The following is a 15,344-nucleotide window of genomic DNA, read 5'->3' on the forward strand; positions in this document are numbered from 1 at the left end:
GTTGGCCGGATTACAGCCCTTTCGAGGGGTCATAGTGGGCATTCGGCGCAGTTATTTTAACCGTCACAATCCCCTGCCAAGCCACGTTTCTGCGGGCTACAGCACAGTTTTGCGGGCGCTAGCAGACAAGTCCCGCGCTGTCGAGATATGGCGCCGTGGGCCGTTTGCGTATACTGCGCAGATGTTCTCCCCAACTGCTTTGCGCCCGCGATGCGCCAAATGGCTCATCGCAACCGGACTCTTCCTGATGCTCAGCGCCTGTGTTGATAAGCCCAGCACGCTCGAGCGAATCAAGGAGGATGGCGTATTGCGGGTGGTTACCCGGAACAGCCCGGCGACTTATTTCCAGGACCGCAACGGTGAAACCGGTTTCGAATACGAACTGGTCAAGCGCTTTGCCGACGACCTGGGCGTGAAGCTGGAGATCGAGACCGCCGACAACCTCGACGATCTGTTCGGCCAGTTGGGCAAGCCCAACGGCCCGGTCCTCGCGGCGGCCGGCTTGGTCAGCAGTGAACAGCGCCAGGCGCAGGTACGTTTCTCCCACCCTTACCTTGAAGTCACCCCGCAGATCATCTATCGCAATGGCCAGTCCCGCCCGACCAATGCGGCGGACCTGGTGGGCAAGAAGATTATGGTGCTCAAGGGCAGCACCCACGCCGAGCAACTGGCGGCGCTTAAAAAGCAGAACCCTGCCATTGAATACGAAGAATCAGACGCCGTTGAGGTCGTCGACCTGCTGCGCATGGTGGACGAGGGCCAAATCGACCTGACCCTGGTGGACTCCAACGAAGTGGCGATGAACCAGGTGTACTTCCCCAACGTGCGCGTGGCGTTCGACCTCGGCAATGCCAGCAACCAGAGCTGGGCCGTCGCCGCCGGTGACGACAACAGCCTGCTCAACGAGATCAACAGTTACCTGGATAAAGTCGAGAAAAACGGAACGTTGCAGCGTCTGAAAGACCGCTACTACGGGCACGTCGACGTGCTCGGCTATGTGGGCGCCTACACCTTCGCCCAACATCTGCAGCAGCGTTTACCCAAGTATGAGAAACACTTCCGGGCCTATGCCAAGGCAGAAAAGGTCGATTGGCGCCTGTTGGCAGCCATTGGCTATCAGGAATCGCTGTGGCAGCCGGCCGTCACGTCCAAGACCGGCGTGCGCGGCCTGATGATGCTGACCCAGAACACCGCCCAGGCGATGGGCGTGTCCAACCGCCTGGACCCCAAGCAAAGCATCATGGGCGGTGCCAAGTACCTGGCCAAGATCAAGGATGAACTGGACGACAGCATCGCCGAGCCGGATCGCACCTGGTTCGCCCTCGCCGCCTACAACGTCGGCACCGGCCACTTGGAAGATGCCCGCACCTTGGCCAAGCGCGAAGGCCTGAACCCGAACAAGTGGCTGGACGTGAAGAAGATGCTGCCGCGCCTGTCGCAGAAGCAGTGGTACAGCAAGACCCGCTATGGGTATGCGCGCGGTGGGGAGCCGGTGCATTTTGTGGCGAACATCCGGCGTTACTACGACATCCTCACCTGGGTGACCCAGCCGCAGTTGGAAGGCAACCAGGTGGTCGAAGGCAACTTGCATGTGCCGGGCGTGGACAAGACCAAGCCGCCGGAAGATAACCCGCAGTTGTAAGAACACAGCAAACCTCATGTGGGAGGGGGTTTGCCCCCTCCCACATTTGGATCTCCACCTGGCTTAGAGGCCGGTGAGCAGATGCACTACGCCGCCCGCCAACACCATCACCCCAGACACACCTGCCGCCCTTAACGCCGCCTCGTCCACCCGCCCCGCGTCCTGCAACTGCACCCGCACCCGCGTCAGCGCCACACGCTGCTGCGACTTGAGATTATCCGCCCCACCCAATGCGCTCAGCATGTCGGCCGACAACAGACTTTGCTTCGGCGCAGTGACGGTCTCGGCAATCAAATCCGGCGTCAGCGCCTTCCAGAACGCCCGCTGTAGTTTCTCGAACATGCTCAGTGCTCCACGACAGGTGAGGTTTCAACGGTAGCCGCGTGATATTGGCGCAGGGCCTCACGCACTTCGGCGGCTTCTTCCAGGCCCAACACCTGGCGGGCGATGATCTGGCAGTCCGCCAGGTCCAGCTCGCGCACGGTGGCCTTGATGGTGGGGATCAACGGCACGCTGACCGACAACTCGTCCACGCCCAGCCCGATCAGTACCGGCACCGCCAGCGCTTCGGACGCCAACGCGCCACACACACCGACCCACTTGCCATGAGCATGCGCGGCCTTGACGGTGGTGGCGATCAAGCGCAGCACCGCCGGGTGGAAGCTGTCGGCCTGGCTGGCCAATCGTGGGTGGTCGCGGTCCATGGCCAGCGTGTATTGGGTCAGGTCATTGGTGCCGATGGAGAAGAAGTCCACATGGGGGGCAAACACGTCCGCCATCAGCGCCGCCGACGGCACTTCAATCATGATGCCCAGCTTCGGCAACTCGGTGAGCTTCAGCGCCAGCGCTTCCTCTTCAAGGATCTTGCGCGCCAGGTGCAGCTCCGACAGCAGGCTGACCATCGGCAACATGATGTGCAGCCGCGCAAACCCGGCACTGGCGAGGATCGCGCGGAACTGTTCGCGCAGCAGCTCAGGACGTTCCAGGCACAGGCGAATGCCACGCAGGCCAAGAAAGGGATTGGTCTCAGCGTCCATGGGCACATAGGCCAACGGTTTGTCGCCGCCAACATCCAGGGTGCGCACTACCAGGTTGCGCTCGGAGCCCAGGGCGCGGGCGATCGCGGTGTAGGTGCCGGCTTGCTCCTCGGGGCTCGGCGCGCGGTGGCGGTCCAGGTAGAGGAACTCCGAACGCAACAGGCCGACACCTTCGCCGCCGAGGGTCAGGGCGTGCTCCACTTCTTGCAACGAGGCCACGTTGGCGGTGACTTCGACGTGATGGCCGTCGCGGGTGGTGGCCGGTAACGACGCTTGCGCCACGTCGCGCTGATGGCGCAGCACCTGCTGTTTGCGCGCGGCCTCCAGGTGTTCGATCTCGGCCAGGTTCGGCTCCAGGTGCAGCTCGCCTTTGTCGGCGTCGAGCAGCACCTGTTTGCCATTGGCCAACCCCAGCACGTCGACCGAAACACCGCAAATGGCCGGCAGGCCAAGGGCACGGGCGAGGATCGCGACATGGCTGGTCGCGCCGCCGCCGACGGTGACGAACCCCAGCACTTTGCGGGTATCCAGGCTGGCAGTCTGCGAAGGCGTCAGTTGCTCGGCGATCAGGATTGCACGTTCCGGCAAGTCCCAGGCACTGTCCTGAATCCCCAGGATCAGCTTCAGTACACGCTGGCCGACGTCCGCCAAGTCTGCCGCACGTTCGGCCAGCAGGGCATTGCCTGAACCCTGGAACAGCTTGGCTGTGGCGAGCGTGGCACGGTTCCAGGCAAAGGCGGCGCTCTTGCCGTCAGCCAGCAGACTGTGGGCTTGTTCGAGCAAGGTCGGGTCCTCGAGCAATTCCTGATGAGCGCGGAAAATCTCCGCCTGGGCACTGGCGCAAGCCTTGTCTTGCAACGTTTGCAGGGCTGCGGTGGCAGCCCGCAGGCCACGCGCCAGGGCGGCACGCTCCGTCGCTTCATCCGTACCGTGTTCAGGAATGGCCAGTTCGGACTCGATCACCTGAACCACCTGGCCAAATGCCGAACCCGGTGAGGCGCACACGCCTTTAAGCAACGTCGCCGACAACACCGTCGCGGCCGGTTCGGCAACGGTCGCCACCGCCTCGCCACAGCCTTGCGCCAACAAGGCCACCAGTGCCTTGATCGCCGCCTCGGCATCCTCGCCCGCCGCGCTCACTTGCAGGGTGTCGCCCTTCACCGTTTGCAACGCCATGATCGCCACCAGCGACTTGGCGTTGGCGCTCTGGGTTTGCTTGTGCAGGTAGATGCTGGCCTTGAAACCCTTCGCCGCCTGGGCGAATACCGCCGCTGGGCGAGCGTGCAGGCCGTTGGCGTTGGGTAAGGCCAGCGGCTTGGAAAACAGTGCATCGCCCTCCTCTTCGTCCATCACGTCAACGGCTTCACTTGGGGATAACTGCAACAGCGGCTGGCCGGACGCCACAAGACCGCTTGCCAACACGCTAAACGGCTCACCGCTGACCACCAGCATCAAGGTCAGCAAACTGCGCGCATGGAGCGCCACGTAGTCGGCATCGAATTCGATCAGCGCCTGCCCGGCCTCCACCCGCTGGCCTTCCTGCACCCGCCGGGTGAAGCCCTGGCCCGCTAGGTTGACGGTGTCCAGCCCGATATGCAGCAGCACTTGGACCCCGTTGTCGTCGGTGATGCTGACGGCATGCCCGCTGTCCTGGATATTGCTGATCACCCCAGCCAACGGGGCACACAAGGTCTGCGAGGTCGGGTCGATGCACAGGCCGTCGCCGATCACGCGACTGGAGAATACCGGGTCGGGGACCTTGTCCAGTGCCAGCAGCACACCGGATAGGGGCGCCAGCAGTTCCAGGGGTTTAGATAGGGTCATGACTTCACCTGCTGTTTTGTTCTGTAAAAATCATTGGCTGGATGCAAATCTTTGGGGTAACGACGGTCTAGTTATTTCCACCAGTATTCGACTTGCACACCCACGTTCGACCCATGCCGCGCCGTGCCATAAGAACCGGTATCAGACAACGCCGACCCCGCCGCCAATTCATTCGCCGCACGCTTGGCCGCCTCGTTCCAGGTTGCATAGGTGTAGTACAAGCGCACCTCCGGCCGCGCCCAGAATTCCGGGCCTTTGGGGGACCAGGTCGGGGCGAAGGTGAATTTGCTCAGTTTGCGCGTGCCGCCGGTGGCGTCGACCTGATCATGCCCAAGCTCGGTGACCAGTTTGAACTGCTCGCTGATCGCGTACGCCGGGCGCACACCGATGGACATCCAGGTCTGGTCCTGGCTGCCGGGACGAATATCCTTCTGGTACACCGCCTCGACCTGTCCACCGAAACGCGGGGTCACCTGCCAGTCGAAAAACTCCACGGCGCGGTAACTTTTGCTGCTGTTGTCCAGGAAGGTATTGCCGGTGTAGCCCAGGCCGGTGCCGGGGCCTTCGCCGTACTGCAAGGCGAACTTGTTCTTGCCGCCCAGAAAAGGTTTTTGCACATGCTGCGCAGTGATCGCCCAGCCGCTGTTGGTGTCACGCCCGCCGGCTTTTTCGATGTAGCTCAGGCCCAGTTCCAGCTCACCGCCGCGGTTGGTCTTGAAGCCCGCGACGTTGAAGTCGTGACGGGTGGCGTATGCCTTCTGATACAGATTGTCCTTGCGCGAAATGGCGTAGCTGTATTTGAGGTCGCCGATCAGCACGTCCTCAATCCCGCCGCCCGTGGCGCTCTGGTTCCAGTAGTAGAAGTCGGAGATATGGATGTCGTTACGTTTGTAGTAACGCCGACCGGCCCACAGCGAGCCACCATTGAGGCTGGGCAGGTTGGACCATTGTGCATACATTTGCGGCATGCGCGCGGTGCCGTTGTTTTCGCCCTGGAATTTCAGCTCACGATCGTACTTGTTGTAGAGCGACGCCATTGCATCGACGCTGAGCACCGAGCCGTCATCAAGGGTGAGCAGGTCCTGGCGCAGTTCCAGCTCGGCGTATTGCTCGCATTCGTTACCCAGACGGTACTTGGTTTGCGCCCCCGGCAGTTGGAAACATTGCTGTGGGCCGCTGCCTGTTGAAGTGCCCGCGCCGCTGCGCAAGTAACCGGCGAATTCCAACGCCTGAGCGCCAAACGGCAGGCTCAGACAAGACGCAACGAGGCCCAGCTTTATTGTTGTTTTCATGCAGCACTCCGATATTTTTATTATGTTTTTCAAAGCGTCCCGTGCTCCCACACGGGGTTACAACGGGCCTCAGTCCTTGAGGTGCAACACAAACGATTCGTACGGGCGCAGCGCTACCGTGCCCGTACGCACCGGGCAGTCCGGGTAGTTGCTGATCAGCAGGCGTTGTTCGCTGGCCGGGTTGATGACGCCGTCCGGCAGTTGGATTTCGCAGGGCGTGCCGTAGAAGTTGTTCAGCACCAGCAGCCGCTCGCCATGGCCTTCGCGCAGGTAGGCCCAGACCTGCAGATGGTCTTGCAGCAGCTGGCGATAAACACCGGCCTGGATCAGCGGTTCATGACGGCGCAAGGCGATCAGCGCACGGTAGTGATGCAGCACTGAATCCGGGTCATCCAGCTGGCGCTCGACGTTGATCTGCGCCGCATTGGCCGGGATGCCGATCCACGGCTCGCCGCTGCTGAAACCGGCGTTCGCCTGGGCATTCCACTGCATCGGCGTGCGGCCGTTGTCGCGGGACTTCTGCATGATCGCGGCCATGCTCGACGCCTCGGACTCGCCCGCATCGCGCTTGAGCCGGAAGATGTTGAGGGTCTCCACATCGCGATACTGCTCGATCCTGTCGAAGCCCGGATTAGTCATGCCCAGCTCTTCGCCCTGGTACACAAATGGCGTGCCTTGAAGGAAGTGCAGCGCGGTCGCCAGCATCTTGGCCGAGACCACACGGTGCTCACCGTCATGGCCGAACCGCGAGACCACCCGTGGCTGGTCGTGGTTACACCAGAACAGCGCGTTCCAGCCTCCACCGGCCTGCATGCCCAGTTGCCAATCCGAGAGGATCTGCTTGAGCTGCAGGAAGTCGAAGTCGGCCTTCACCCACTTCTGAAGGTTCGGGTAATCGACTTTCAGGTGATGAAAGTTGAAGGTCATCGACAGCTCTTTCGACTCTGGCCGTGAGTAGCGGATGCAGTGTTCGAGGCTGGTGGACGACATCTCGCCGACGTTGATCAGGTCGTGCCCTTCGAAGACTTCGCGGTGCATTTCCTGCAGGTATTCGTGCACGTTCGGGCCGTCGGTGTAGAAGCGACGGCCGTCGCTGCTGTCTTCGGGAAAGTCGGCGGGCTTGGAGATCAGGTTGATCACGTCCAGGCGGAAACCGCCCACGCCTTTGTCGCGCCAGAAGCGCATCAGCTTGAACACCTCGGCGCGCACCTTGGGGTTGTCCCAATTCAGGTCGGCCTGGGTGTGGTCAAACAAGTGCAGGAAGTACTGCCCGGTTTGTGCCTCGTATTCCCAGGCCGAGCCGCCGAACTTGGATTCCCAGTTGTTCGGCTGGTCGCGCCAGATGTAGAAGTCGCGGTACGGGTTGTCGAGGCTGCTGCGCGCCTGCTGGAACCACTCGTGTTCGATGGACGTGTGGTTGACCACGATATCGAGCATCAGCTTGATGCCACGCTTGGCCGCTTCGCTGATCAGCAGGTCGCAGTCGGCCATGGTCCCGTAGCTGGGGTCGATGGCGTAGTAGTCGCTGATGTCGTAGCCGTTGTCGCGCTGTGGCGAGCGCAGGAACGGGGTAATCCACAGGCAGTCGACACCCAGCCATTTGAGGTAGTCGAGTTTGTCCACGATGCCCAGCAGGTCACCGGTGGCGTTACCCGCGTGGCTGTGGAAGCTTTTGGGGTAGATCTGGTAGATCACCGAGTGTTGCCAGTTTTGCATGGTGGGTTCCTTCAGTTGATTTTTGTGCAGGCCTTTCGGGCCTCATCGGGGGCAAGCCCCCTCCCACATTTGAAATGCGTTTCAATGTGGGAGGGGGCTTGCCCCCGATTGCGGTAGATCAAGCAACCCTGTACCCAGGCCGAACAATCTTCATGCTCAACGCACAGGTCAGAACAAACGGCACCACCATCGCGATGACCATGCCGATCACAAACACCGCGATGGATTGCGGCACGATCGAAATGAACCCAGGCAAGCCCCCCACGCCGATGGCCGACGCCTGCACCTTGTTCAGCGACAGGAAAATGCTGCCCAGCGCCGAGCCCACCAGGGCCGCATAAAACGGAAACTTGAAGCGCAGGTTCACCCCGAACATCGCCGGTTCAGTGATGCCGAAGTACGCGGAAATCGCCGAGGTCGACGCCATGCTTTTGTCCCGCGCATTGCGGGTGGTGTAGAACACCGCGAGCGCGGCGCTGCCTTGAGCCAGGTTGGACATGACGATCATCGGCCAGATAAAAGTGCCGCCCTGGGTGGAGATAAGCTGCAGGTCCACGGCGAGGAACATGTGGTGCATGCCGGTGATCACCAGCGGCGCATACAGCAGGCCGAAAATCGCCCCGCCGACCATCGGCGCCAGGTCAAACAGGGTGACCACGCCTTCGGTGATCAGGATGCCGAGGTGACGGGTCACCGGGCCGATGATGGCCAGGGCCAGCACACCGGTCACGACGATGGTGGTGATCGGCACGACGAGGAGTTGAATTGCATTGGGCACCCGCGCACGTAGCCATTTCTCGATCACACTCATCACATAAGCCGCCATCAGGATCGGCAGGATCTGCCCTTGGTAGCCCACCTTCTCGATCTGGAACCAACCGAAAATATCGAAGTACGGCAGGCTTTGACCGTCGAGCCCGGCCACTGCCTTGCCATAGTTCCAGGCGTTGAGCAGGTCCGGGTGCACCAGCATCAGGCCGAGCACGATGCCAAGGATTTCACTGCCGCCAAAGCGCTTGGCCGCCGACCAACCGACCAACGCCGGCAGGAACACGAACGAGGTGTTGGCCATCAGGTTGATCAGGCTCCACAGGCCATCCAGGTTCGGATACGCCTCCAGCAGCGTCTTGCCCTCGATGAACATGCCCTTGGCGCCCATCAGGTTATTCACGCCCATCAACAGGCCGGCGATGATCAGTGCGGGCAGGATCGGCATGAACACATCGGAGAACACCCTGACCAGCCGTTGCATGGCATTGGTCTTGTCGGCGCCCTTCTTCTTCACATCGGCGATGGTGGCGGCGGCAAGGCCGGTCTGTTCGCGCAGGGCGGCGTAGACCTTTTCCACTTCGCCGGGGCCGATCACCACTTGGAACAGGCCACCGGTAAAGAACGAACCCTTGACCAGATCGACCTGGTTCAGCGCGCTGCTGTTGACCAGGCTCGGGTCCTTGAGCGCCAGGCGCAGGCGGGTCACACAGTGGGCAGCTTGCTCAAGGTTGTCGCTGCCCCCGAGGTTTTCGAGGATCTCGCGGGCAATGTTCGAATAGTCGTGGCTCATGCTTGTTTTCCACTTTGATTTTTTTATTTGAGGGGCAGTCATTGGCAGCACGCCGAGGGCAAAACTACTCGTCTGTACGAGTTAAAGCAACAACTCGTCTGTATGAGTTACATTTTGTTTATCTTCTGCAGGCCACCACACCGCTGCAAGCCGCATACATCCAAGGGTCTAATGGACAAACCCCCTCTCTGCCACTAAGGTTCCTGCCTTGACCGCAACCCCGGCAAAGAGCCATCCCCATGAGCAAATACAACCAGATCTATACGGATCTGCTTGCCAGCATCACCACTGAACGCCTGCAGCGCGGCACGCGCCTTCCCTCCGAAACCGAATTGATGGACAGCTACCAGGCCAGCCGAGGCACCGTGCGTCGGGCCATCGAGCAGCTGCAGGAGCGTGGGTTTGCGCAAAAGATCCACGGCAAGGGCACCTTCGTGTTGTCGCCCAACCCGATCGAGTTCCAACTGGGCGGCATCGTCAGCTTCCACGAAACCCACGCCGACCTGGGCGATGACGTACGCACCGAAGTGGTCGAATTCACCCAGTTCCCACTGGAAGGCTCACTGCTGCAACACATCGAAGCCGAACCGGGCACCCTGATCACCCGCATCAAACGGGTACGGCGCATCGGCGGCAAACGGGTGATCCTCGACATCAACCACTTCGTGGCCGACGTGATCCCCGGCCTGGACCGCGCGATTGCCGAGCAGTCGATCTACGCGTTTATCGAACAGACGCTGCAGCTGCAAATTGCCTATGCCCAACGCACCATCGAGGCCCTGCCGCGCAGCAAGGACGACCAGACGCACCTCGACCTCGAGGGCCAAAGCCACGTGATCGTGGTGAGCAACCAGACGTTTTTGCAGGACGGGCGGCAGTTCGAGTACACCGAGTCGCGGCATACGTTGGATAAGTTTTACTTTTCGGATATTGCGCGGCGGTAAGCATAGGTCGGGAAGATCATTGTACTGCGATACTCTTCGCCAGCCCTGCCATCCATGCAGCAGTCATCTTCTCTCCTACCGCCGCGAACTCTGGGTGAGTGCTTCGCCGATATACAACCGATCCCTTTGACTAATCATGGAAGCTTACTGATTTCAATTCATCGAGGGTTTTGCGCCGACGTTTTGGTATGGCGGTCAATTCGTACCCCAAGCCCTCGAGGATCGCTTCGACTTTGCGAATTCCCACTTCGGAGATCGTGTTGTTCTCGATCCCCGAAATGGTGGAGCGGCTCATGCCATGACGGTGCGCAAGCTGACTTTGTGAAAGGCCCGCTGTTTTACGGAGGCTACGGATCAATTTGCCTAACTCCTCCATATCAAAATGCACCCCATACACTGCATAAATAGATAAATCTGAATTTATGCACCCTATACGATGCATTCCATTCTGAATATTGTTTATCTGATACAGTTTTTGACCAAAAGCTTACATGCCATAAACACAAAACCCCGGCACATGGCCGAGGTTTTGTTGTTCAACATTTACCTGCTAACGCAGGATCACTCCCACTCAATCGTCGCCGGCGGCTTGCTCGACACGTCATACGTCACGCGCGAAATACCTTCGATCTCATTGATGATACGGCCGCTGACAGTCTCCAGCAGTTCGTACGGCAGGTGTGCCCAACGGGCGGTCATGAAGTCGATGGTTTCTACGGCACGCAGGGCCACAACCCATGCGTAACGACGACCATCGCCTACAACACCCACGGATTTCACCGGCTGGAACACCACGAACGCCTGGCTGACTTTGTGGTACCAGTCGGCCTTGCGCAGTTCCTCGATGAAGATGTGGTCGGCACGACGCAACAGGTCGGCGTATTCCTTTTTCACTTCACCCAGGATACGCACACCCAGGCCTGGGCCTGGGAATGGGTGGCGGTAGACCATGTCGTACGGCAGGCCGAGTTCCAGGCCCAGACGGCGGACTTCGTCCTTGAACAGTTCGCGCAGCGGTTCTACCAGCTTGAGGTTCATTTCCTCAGGCAGGCCACCCACGTTGTGGTGGGACTTGATCACGTGGGCCTTGCCACTCTTGGCGCCGGCCGACTCGATCACGTCAGGGTAGATGGTGCCTTGGGCGAGGTACTTGATGTTGTCCAGTTTGTTGGACTGGGCATCGAAAACGTCGATGAAGGTGCGGCCGATGATCTTGCGCTTCTTCTCCGGGTCGGACTCGCCGGCCAGGTTGTTGAGGAACTGGTCCTCGGCGTTGGCGCGGATCACTTTGACGCCCATGTTCTCGGCGAACATGGCCATCACTTGCTCGCCTTCGTGCAGGCGCAGCAGGCCGTTGTCGACGAAGACGCAGGTCAGTTGGTCGCCGATGGCTTTGTGCAGCAGCGCGGCGACCACGGAGGAGTCAACGCCGCCGGACAGGCCGAGCAATACGTTGTCGGTGCCGACCTGGGCACGAACCTGGGCGATGGCATCTTCAGCGATTTTCGACGGGGTCCACAGGGCTTCACACTCGCAGATGTCGAGAATGAAGCGCGACAGGATGCGGCCGCCTTGTTTGGTGTGGGTCACTTCCGGGTGGAACTGCACGCCGTAGTAGCGACGCTCGTCGCTGAACATGCCGGCGATCGGGCAGCTCGGGGTGCTGGCCAGGATGTGGAAGTCTTCCGGCATCTTGGTGACTTTGTCACCGTGGCTCATCCACACGTCGAGGCCGAACAGGCCGTCGGCGTCGATGTGGTCTTCGATACCGTCCAGCAGGCGGCTCTTGCCGACCACGTCCACACGGGCATAACCGAATTCACGCAGCTCGGAACCTTCAACCTTGCCGCCCAGTTGCTCGGCCATGGTCTGCATGCCGTAGCAAATGCCGAAGACCGGTACGCCCAGGTCGAATACGGCTTGCGGGCAGCGCGGGCTGTTGGCTTCGTGCACGGACTCGGGGCCACCGGCGAGGATGACGCCTTTCGGTGCGAATTCGCGGATCGCTTCGTCATCCATGTCGAACGGGTGCAGTTCGCAGTACACGCCGATTTCACGCACGCGGCGGGCAATCAGCTGGGTGTACTGGGAACCGAAGTCGAGGATCAGGATGCGGTGGGCGTGAATGTCGAGGGCCATGAAGTCAGTCTCGTCTAATGAATCAGAAACAACTCGGGGCTGAAGAACAGCCCCGGTTACTTAACATTTTGCTGGAAGCCTCAACCTACGCGGTAGTTTGGCGCTTCCTTGGTGATCTGCACGTCGTGGACATGGGATTCAGCCATGCCGGCGCCGGTGATCCGTACGAACTCTGGCTTGGTGCGCATTTCTTCGATGTCGGCGCTGCCGGTGTAGCCCATCGAGGAACGCAGGCCGCCCATCAGTTGATGGATGATCGCGCTCAGGGTGCCTTTGTATGGCACACGGCCTTCGATGCCTTCCGGGACGAGCTTCTCGGCGCCTGCCGAGGAGTCCTGGAAGTAACGGTCGGAAGAGCCTTGCGCCTGGGACATGGCGCCCAACGAACCCATGCCGCGGTAAGCCTTGTAGGAACGGCCCTGGAACAGTTCGATCTCGCCTGGCGCTTCTTCAGTACCGGCGAACATCGAGCCCATCATCACGCAGGAAGCACCGGCCACGATGGCCTTGGACAGGTCACCGGAGAAACGGATACCGCCGTCGGCGATCAACGGGACGCCAGTGCCTTCAAGGGCAGCGGCGACGTTGGCGATGGCGCTGATTTGCGGCACGCCGACACCGGCGACTATACGCGTGGTGCAGATCGAGCCAGGGCCGATACCGACCTTGACCGCATCAGCGCCGGCTTCGGCAAGCGCCTTGGCCGCTGCGCCGGTGGCGATGTTGCCGCCGATCACTTGTACGTCAGGGAAATTCTGTTTGACCCAGCGCACGCGGTCGATCACGCCTTTGGAGTGACCGTGGGCAGTGTCGACCACCACCACGTCAACACCGGCAGCAACCAGCGCCGAAACGCGGTCGCCGGTGTCTTTACCGGTACCGACTGCTGCGCCGACGCGCAGACGACCTTGGTCATCCTTGCTGGCCAGCGGGTAAGCCTTGGCTTTTTCGATGTCGTTGACGGTCATCATGCCTTTGAGGGCGAAGTTGTCGTCGACGATCAGCACGCGCTCGATGCGGTGCTTGTGCAGCAGTTCGCGCACATCGTTCTTGTCGGCGCCTTCCTTGACCGTGACCAGACGCTCTTTAGGCGTCATCACTTCGCGGACGGTGACTTCAAGACGGTTCTCAAAACGCACGTCACGGGAAGTGACGATGCCGACCAGGTCGCCATCGTGCAGCACCGGAACGCCGGAGATGTTGTGCAGGCGGGTCAGTTCGAACAGGTCACGCACGGTGGCGTCGGCTTCGATGGTGATTGGATCTTTCACCACACCGGCTTCGTAACGCTTGACCTTGCGCACTTCGGCAGCTTGCTGCTCGATGGTCATGTTCTTGTGGATGATGCCGATGCCGCCTTCCTGAGCCATGGCAATTGCCAAACGGGCTTCGGTGACGGTGTCCATGGCAGCGGAAACCAGGGGAATATTCAGCTCGATGCCACGGGTTAGGCGGGTCTTGAGACTGACTTCGTTAGGAAGCACCTCGGAATAACCGGGCACTAGGAGAATGTCGTCGAATGTCAGAGCTTCTTGGCTGATACGCAGCATCGCGGGGGCTCCCGAGCGGGAAAATGGAAGCGCGCCATTATATACATGCACCCTGCCGGGCTCAATGTAAAACTCTGACAAACTTGGTAATACTGATAGATGGGTTAAAGCTCGACTTTGACCCAACTCATCTTCTGGTCCAGCCAATCGGCGAATTCGTCGATAAAGCTCTGCTTGAACCCCGCCTCCGCCCAGTTGTTGAAGATGAATCCCAGGTTGGAAAAACCGCATTCCTGCAGGAACAGGAACCCGTTGATGTCGTCTTCATGCCCACACAGCGGGCAGGTGAAGTTGTCGGTGTGGCCGGGCATCCAGTCTTCCAGGCTTTCGAACAGCGCTTCGCCGACTTCCTTGAGGCATTCCGGGCAACCGGCTTCCTCGAGAAAGCCTTTGGCCGGGGTGTAGATGCAGCGTTTGTAGATGATTTCCAGCCCGTTGATGGGCTCGTTGAACGGCAACGCCTCGGGGTGCAGCACCACGGCGCGGGCGCCATCGGCCAGGGCGTAGGCCATGCGGTTGCCGGTGCGACCGCAGGTGGTCAGCTCTTCCTTGATGATGTTCTTGCGCACCAGCCAACGCACGATCGCCCGGGCGCGGGGTTCGTGGACGGGCAAGGTGGAGATTTTCGGGACAAGGATGCTTTGGGAATTCATGGGAGTCCTGCGGTGTGGCGTCTGGCGTCATCGGGGGCAAGCCCCCTCCCACATTTTTGAAGGGTGAATACCTTCAAAGGTGGGAGGGGGCTTGCCCCCGAAGAGGCCCTGAAGGCTGGCAGCTTAATCCCTGCCCCACACAGGTCAAGTACTCAAATACCGTCCAATCAACGCAATTCCACTGGCGAGCACCAACCATGTCACCAACCGCACAAACGCCTCACGCGACATACGCATGGTCAACCTGCGCCCACACCACAGCCCGAGCGCCATCGCGGGCAACAGGCACAGCGCCAACATCAGCAACGGCAGATCCGCATACACCCCGGCAATCAAAAACAGGCTCAAGCGCACCACCGTGCTGCAACTGATCAACGCACTCTGGGTGGCACGCGCCGCGTCCTTGGGCAGGCGGCTGTTCAAGTAGATCGCATATAAAAAGCCGCCACTGCCAAACAACGCGCCGAACAAGCCGCCCACCGTCCCCATCGGAATCGACCACCCCGCCGCCAGCTGCGCGGGCCGCGCCTTGACCATCAGGCTGTAGAGCGCATAGGCGCTGATAAACAGGCCCATCAACAGCAGCAACACGTCGGAATGCAGATTGAGCAAAAACACCACACCCAGCGTGCAACCGATGGCCATGCATGGCAGCAATCGCAGCAGCTCCGGCGTGTTCACGTCCCGCCGCGATTGCAGCAGGTTGCCAAACGCCGCGACAAAGTCCAACAGCACCAGCAACGGGATGATTTTCGACAGCGGCATAAATAGAATCAGGATCGGGCCCGCGACCAGCGCAGTGCCGAAACCCGCAATGCCAAACACGATGTAGGCCACCACCACACCCACGCCGATCAGCAGCCAATCCGCACCACCAAACGACCACTGACTCATCAGCTCAACCGGGCTCATGGGGAATTCCTTGTTAGAGACAGTCATCACTTTAGCCATCGGCGAGCGATGCGACTAATATCTTCAAAGCCCTC

At 60.4% G+C, this 15,344-nt stretch carries 12 protein-coding genes; 2 read left to right on the top strand and 10 right to left on the bottom strand.

Annotated elements, in window-relative coordinates; translation table 11 throughout:
- Positions 1 to 181: 181 nt before the first annotated feature.
- Positions 182 to 1,642 carry a membrane-bound lytic murein transglycosylase MltF gene (gene mltF / locus ACI512_RS29520; RefSeq protein ID WP_405121455.1) on the top strand — a complete coding sequence of 487 codons (1,461 nt, stop codon included), beginning with the start codon at positions 182 to 184 and terminating at the stop codon, positions 1,640 to 1,642.
- A 63-nt stretch (positions 1,643 to 1,705) separates the two neighbouring features.
- Here mltF and ACI512_RS29525 read toward each other — a convergent pair whose 3' ends face one another.
- From ACI512_RS29525 to treP, 5 genes are all read right to left on the bottom strand, one after another.
- The gene (locus tag ACI512_RS29525; RefSeq protein WP_093543268.1) at positions 1,706 to 1,984 is read right to left on the bottom strand and encodes a PTS transporter subunit EIIB; all 279 of its coding nucleotides are present in this window, start codon (positions 1,982 to 1,984) and stop codon (positions 1,706 to 1,708) included.
- A 2-nt stretch (positions 1,985 to 1,986) separates the two neighbouring features.
- On the bottom strand, positions 1,987 to 4,503 hold the full coding sequence (gene ptsP / locus ACI512_RS29530; RefSeq protein ID WP_405121456.1) for a phosphoenolpyruvate--protein phosphotransferase: 2,517 nt from the start codon (positions 4,501 to 4,503) through the stop codon (positions 1,987 to 1,989).
- Between the two features lie 71 nt (positions 4,504 to 4,574).
- Entirely contained in the window at positions 4,575 to 5,795 is a 1,221-nt protein-coding gene (locus ACI512_RS29535) for a maltoporin (RefSeq protein ID WP_405121457.1), read from the bottom strand.
- Positions 5,796 to 5,864: 69 nt separating this feature from the next.
- Positions 5,865 to 7,511, bottom strand: a complete 1,647-nt coding sequence (gene treC / locus ACI512_RS29540; RefSeq protein ID WP_405121458.1) for an alpha,alpha-phosphotrehalase — start codon at positions 7,509 to 7,511, stop codon at positions 5,865 to 5,867.
- Between the two features lie 118 nt (positions 7,512 to 7,629).
- Positions 7,630 to 9,072 carry a PTS system trehalose-specific EIIBC component gene (gene treP, locus ACI512_RS29545; protein ID WP_015885722.1) on the bottom strand — a complete coding sequence of 481 codons (1,443 nt, stop codon included), beginning with the start codon at positions 9,070 to 9,072 and terminating at the stop codon, positions 7,630 to 7,632.
- 239 nt (positions 9,073 to 9,311) lie between these two features.
- On the opposite strand from treP, the gene treR reads away from it, so the two are divergent.
- Positions 9,312 to 10,016 carry a trehalose operon repressor gene (gene treR, locus ACI512_RS29550; RefSeq protein WP_214497438.1) on the top strand — a complete coding sequence of 235 codons (705 nt, stop codon included), beginning with the start codon at positions 9,312 to 9,314 and terminating at the stop codon, positions 10,014 to 10,016.
- Between the two features lie 130 nt (positions 10,017 to 10,146).
- Here treR and ACI512_RS29555 read toward each other — a convergent pair whose 3' ends face one another.
- The 5 genes from ACI512_RS29555 to ACI512_RS29575 all read right to left on the bottom strand — a co-directional run bounded on the left by ACI512_RS29555 (position 10,147) and on the right by ACI512_RS29575 (position 15,270).
- Positions 10,147 to 10,392 (bottom strand): helix-turn-helix domain-containing protein, encoded by a 246-nt coding sequence (locus ACI512_RS29555; protein WP_236379550.1) that lies wholly within the window; start codon positions 10,390 to 10,392, stop codon positions 10,147 to 10,149.
- A 185-nt stretch (positions 10,393 to 10,577) separates the two neighbouring features.
- Positions 10,578 to 12,155 carry a glutamine-hydrolyzing GMP synthase gene (gene guaA, locus ACI512_RS29560; protein ID WP_015885725.1) on the bottom strand — a complete coding sequence of 526 codons (1,578 nt, stop codon included), beginning with the start codon at positions 12,153 to 12,155 and terminating at the stop codon, positions 10,578 to 10,580.
- Positions 12,156 to 12,235: 80 nt separating this feature from the next.
- Positions 12,236 to 13,705, bottom strand: coding sequence for an IMP dehydrogenase (gene guaB / locus ACI512_RS29565; RefSeq protein WP_124424893.1), 1,470 nt, complete (start codon positions 13,703 to 13,705; stop codon positions 12,236 to 12,238).
- Positions 13,706 to 13,809: 104 nt separating this feature from the next.
- Positions 13,810 to 14,358: a hypothetical protein gene (locus ACI512_RS29570; protein WP_015885727.1), complete on the bottom strand. Its 549-nt coding sequence runs from the start codon at positions 14,356 to 14,358 to the stop codon at positions 13,810 to 13,812.
- A 144-nt stretch (positions 14,359 to 14,502) separates the two neighbouring features.
- The gene (locus tag ACI512_RS29575) at positions 14,503 to 15,270 is read right to left on the bottom strand and encodes a sulfite exporter TauE/SafE family protein (RefSeq protein WP_043205848.1); all 768 of its coding nucleotides are present in this window, start codon (positions 15,268 to 15,270) and stop codon (positions 14,503 to 14,505) included.
- Between the last annotated feature and the right edge of the window lie 74 nt (positions 15,271 to 15,344).

The sequence above is a fragment of the Pseudomonas petroselini genome, assembly GCF_045037875.1.
Taxonomy (GTDB): Bacteria; Pseudomonadota; Gammaproteobacteria; order Pseudomonadales; family Pseudomonadaceae; genus Aquipseudomonas; species Aquipseudomonas petroselini.

Bases quoted from the DNA above. Each gene is read 5' to 3' on its own strand.
- treR (WP_214497438.1), top strand. From the start codon at position 9,312: ATGAGCAAATACAACCAGATCTATACGGATCTGCTTGCCAGCATCACC.
- guaA (WP_015885725.1), bottom strand. From the start codon at position 12,155: ATGGCCCTCGACATTCACGCCCACCGCATCCTGATCCTCGACTTCGGT.
- ptsP (WP_405121456.1), bottom strand. From the start codon at position 4,503: ATGACCCTATCTAAACCCCTGGAACTGCTGGCGCCCCTATCCGGTGTG.
- mltF (WP_405121455.1), top strand. From the start codon at position 182: ATGTTCTCCCCAACTGCTTTGCGCCCGCGATGCGCCAAATGGCTCATC.
- treP (WP_015885722.1), bottom strand. From the start codon at position 9,072: ATGAGCCACGACTATTCGAACATTGCCCGCGAGATCCTCGAAAACCTC.
- ACI512_RS29555 (WP_236379550.1), bottom strand. From the start codon at position 10,392: ATGGAGGAGTTAGGCAAATTGATCCGTAGCCTCCGTAAAACAGCGGGC.
- ACI512_RS29535 (WP_405121457.1), bottom strand. From the start codon at position 5,795: ATGAAAACAACAATAAAGCTGGGCCTCGTTGCGTCTTGTCTGAGCCTG.
- treC (WP_405121458.1), bottom strand. From the start codon at position 7,511: ATGCAAAACTGGCAACACTCGGTGATCTACCAGATCTACCCCAAAAGC.
- ACI512_RS29570 (WP_015885727.1), bottom strand. From the start codon at position 14,358: ATGAATTCCCAAAGCATCCTTGTCCCGAAAATCTCCACCTTGCCCGTC.
- ACI512_RS29575 (WP_043205848.1), bottom strand. From the start codon at position 15,270: ATGAGCCCGGTTGAGCTGATGAGTCAGTGGTCGTTTGGTGGTGCGGAT.
- guaB (WP_124424893.1), bottom strand. From the start codon at position 13,705: ATGCTGCGTATCAGCCAAGAAGCTCTGACATTCGACGACATTCTCCTA.
- ACI512_RS29525 (WP_093543268.1), bottom strand. From the start codon at position 1,984: ATGTTCGAGAAACTACAGCGGGCGTTCTGGAAGGCGCTGACGCCGGAT.